General features: G+C 63.3%; 2 protein-coding genes. Both read right to left on the bottom strand.

The genetic code is table 11. The features are described 5' to 3' along the window. Positions 1-450 precede the first annotated feature (450 nt). The gene (locus QMX78_RS20845) at positions 451-876 is read right to left on the bottom strand and encodes a hypothetical protein (RefSeq protein ID WP_282273251.1); all 426 of its coding nucleotides are present in this window, start codon (positions 874-876) and stop codon (positions 451-453) included. 117 nt (positions 877-993) lie between these two features. Next, complete coding sequence (locus QMX78_RS20840) at positions 994-3,003, bottom strand: M2 family metallopeptidase (RefSeq protein WP_282273249.1); 2,010 nt, start codon at positions 3,001-3,003, stop codon at positions 994-996. Positions 3,004-3,211 lie beyond the last annotated feature (208 nt).

Genomic DNA, 3,211 nt, shown 5'->3' with positions numbered 1-3,211 from the left:
ATTTGCGGGAAAAAGAGGGGTGGTTTTTTTTTTATAAAAAATAATAACCCCCCCCCCCCCCCCCCCGCTGGCATCGTTGTTGGATTTCCAGGGCAATGATTGAGCTTGCCCTCAAGCGGTGCGCAGGAGAAGTTCGCCCTGGGTACCATTTCGACTCAAACATTCAATGCCATGGCTAATCGGTAGCTGGGGCCGGACTGCCTCGAAGACGGTCTGCAACCCGTCCTGCCAGAGGTGTCAATCTGTGGCAGGGCGGGGCATATTTACTGCAGTGAAAGTTGTTTTAAAGGCCGTCGACAGGATGCGACGATAATGCAGTCAACGATGTCCCCGCTGATGGATTCAGGCGATGTGCCGGAGCGCCGAGTGCGGGCAACGGGTCGATCCAACGCAGATGGAACTGGTCGGTCGAAGGACTTCTGGCGTACCCCTCAAGGGGGAAGTCTGTCGTCATTTCTGCGGCGGCGGTGGGGCCTCTTTCAGTGTTCCGGTGGTGTGATGACCGCCTGCAGCTGCACAGTCGATGTCGCGTGCAGGTGTCCACTTTACTGCGGTGCCTGTAACCACCGGCCTGACGAATCGCCACGGCCAGAACCCGAAGTGCTGGGCACCGTTGTAGTGAATGACCGCATCTGCACCGGCGGCCTTGGCATCAGCCACGACGATGGGAAGGAGGTCGTTGACACTTCCATAGCTGCCTTTGCCGTAGTCGAGCTCTTTTACGACGGTGTACGTAAATTCAGACGGAGGCGTTCCGGTGAAAAGACAGAGTCCACTCTTGGTGTCGTCCTGCGTGAGGTTAACGTCGGTTGCCTGCGCGCTGCAGAGTTGTGATGCACAGAAAATAACGAGGCCTGCAGCCAACTTATGACGCATCTTGGACTCCTTGTGTTGTTCGTTGGATGTTGATTCAAACGTCTGTGTGAGATCCGCTTGATGTTGAAGAAGAAGGGCGCCGATACGGCGCCCTCTTCATGACCAATGCAACAAGAGTTACTTTGCAGCCACTGGCTGCGCAGCCGGAGCCGCGGTTGGTGCTGCTGCCTGCCAACCACACATCTGGCTTTCGTTCTGTTGCTTCAGCCATTCCTGCAGCGGTGCGAAGTATTCCAGCATCGGGCCGGCATCGAGCTTCTCGGTGCCGGTCAGTTCCTTCAGCGTGGCCTGCCACGGCTGGCTGGAACCCTTGCTCAGCATTGCCCAGAACTTCTGCCCGGCTTCCTTGTTGCCGTAGAAGCTGCACTCGTTGAGCGGGCCGGTGTAGCCGGACGCGTCGCACAGGCCCTTGTAGAACTGGTACTGCAGGATGCGCGCCAGGAAGTAGCGCAGGTACGGGGTGTTGCCCGGCACGTGGTACTTGGCGCCGGCGTCGAAGAACTCCTCGCCGCGTGCGCTGGCCGGGGCCACGCCCTGGTACTGCGCCTTCAGTTCCCACCACTTCTGGTTGTACTGGTCCGGCTTGATCGAGCCGTCGAACACGCCCCAGCGCCAGCGGTCGATCATCAGACCGAACGGCAGGAACGACACGCCCGACATCGCCATGCGCATCTGCGCATTGATGGTGGCTTCGCGGCTTTCCTGCTGTGCGCCGACCAGACCGATCGAGTTGAGGTACTTCGGCGTCATTGCCAGCACGATGGTGTCGCCGATGGCTTCGTGGAAGCCGTCGTTGGCACCGCCCTGGAACAACGGCGGCAGCGGGTTGTAGGCCAGGTCGTAATAGATGTGGCCGAGCTCGTGGTAGATGGTGGTGAAGTTTTCTTCGTTCGGGGTGATGCACATCTTGGTGCGCACGTCCGGGCCGACATCCTTGCCATCGCCGCCCATGTTCATGTCCCACGCGCTGGCGTGGCAGACCACGTTGCGGTCCAGCGGCTTGATGAACTGGGTGTTCTGCCAGTAGCTCTCCGGCAGCTTGGGCATGCCCAGCGAAACGTAGAAGTCCTGCGCGCGCTCGGTCATCTGCCGGGCGGTGACCAGCTCGGCCTCACGCTGTGCCTTGAAGCGGCTTGCCGGATCGGCGCCGCCGGCCTTGGCGAGGGCGGCACTGAGGTTGGTCTGGTACTGCTTTTCCAGTGCGGCGGTGATGTCCAGGCTGCCCGCGTTCGGATACGGCGCGGTCATGTCCCACAGGTTGCTCCAGTCCTGCTGCCACATGTTGCCGGTCAGGTGCGCGGCAATCATGCCGCCGCCCACTTCGGCCTTGTCCTTGCCGTATTCCTTGTCCAGCTTGGCGCGGGTATAGCAATGCACCTGCTCGTACAGCGGCTTGACCTGCTCCCACAGGCGGTCGGTTTCCGGGCCGACCTGGTCGGCCGGCATGTCGTAGCCGCTGCGCCACATCTGGCCGGCGTCGGTATAGCCCAGCTCGCGGGCGCCTTCGTTGACCAGTTCGACGAAGCGCTGGTAGTTGGCGCGCGGCGGCACGGCGGTGGACTGCCAGCCCTGCCAGGCATCGAGCTGCTTGTCGTAGTCGCGAGAGGTGGCCAGCACCTTCTCAAGGTCGCCGAGCTGGCGGCAGTTCTTGTTGTCGCCTTCGCCGACGCAGTAAGTGCCGGCGCCGTAGTCGCCTTCCAGCTTGGTGGCGATGCCGGCCAGTTCGGCCAGCTTCTGCGGGTCGCGCGGGGCGGGCATGGAGGTCATCAGCTTGAGCAGGCTGATGGCGCGCTTGGTGTCGGCGCTCATCGGCTGGCCGTCGTACTTGTTGGCCTGTTCGATCCAGCCATTGAGCACGGTCAGCCAGCGCTCGTTGGCCTTGGCGGCAACGCGGGCCGAATCGTCATTGATGTAGGTGGACGACAGCCACTGGGCCGAGGTCATCTCCGGGTACATGGCCTTGTATTCGGCATTCACGCGGGCGATGAACTGGTCGGCGCTTTCGGCCGGTGCGGCCTGGGTGGTGGCCGGCTTGGCGGTGTCGGTGGCGGCGTCCTTTTTACAGGCAGCCAGCGAGAGCACGGCCACGCCAACGGCGGCGGCCAGGACCAAATGACGATTCTTCACAGCAAACCCCGGTTTGTAAGTACCGGCGAAGGCTAGTGGGGCAGCGGCCGGGCCGCAAGTGGGAAAAGGGATACACCCCTGTAGTGGGGGGGGGGGGGGGGGGGGGGGGGGGGGGGGGGGGGGGGGGGGGGGGGGGGGGGGGGGGGGGGGGGGGGGGGGGGGGGGGGGGGGGGGGGGGGGGGGGGGGGGGGGGGGGGGGGGGGGGGGG

The organism is Stenotrophomonas sp. PS02298 (assembly GCF_029959445.1).
GTDB lineage: Bacteria > Pseudomonadota > Gammaproteobacteria > Xanthomonadales > Xanthomonadaceae > Stenotrophomonas.
The sequence above is the reverse complement of the archived record's forward strand: the minus strand, read 5'-3'. Positions and strand labels throughout refer to the sequence as shown.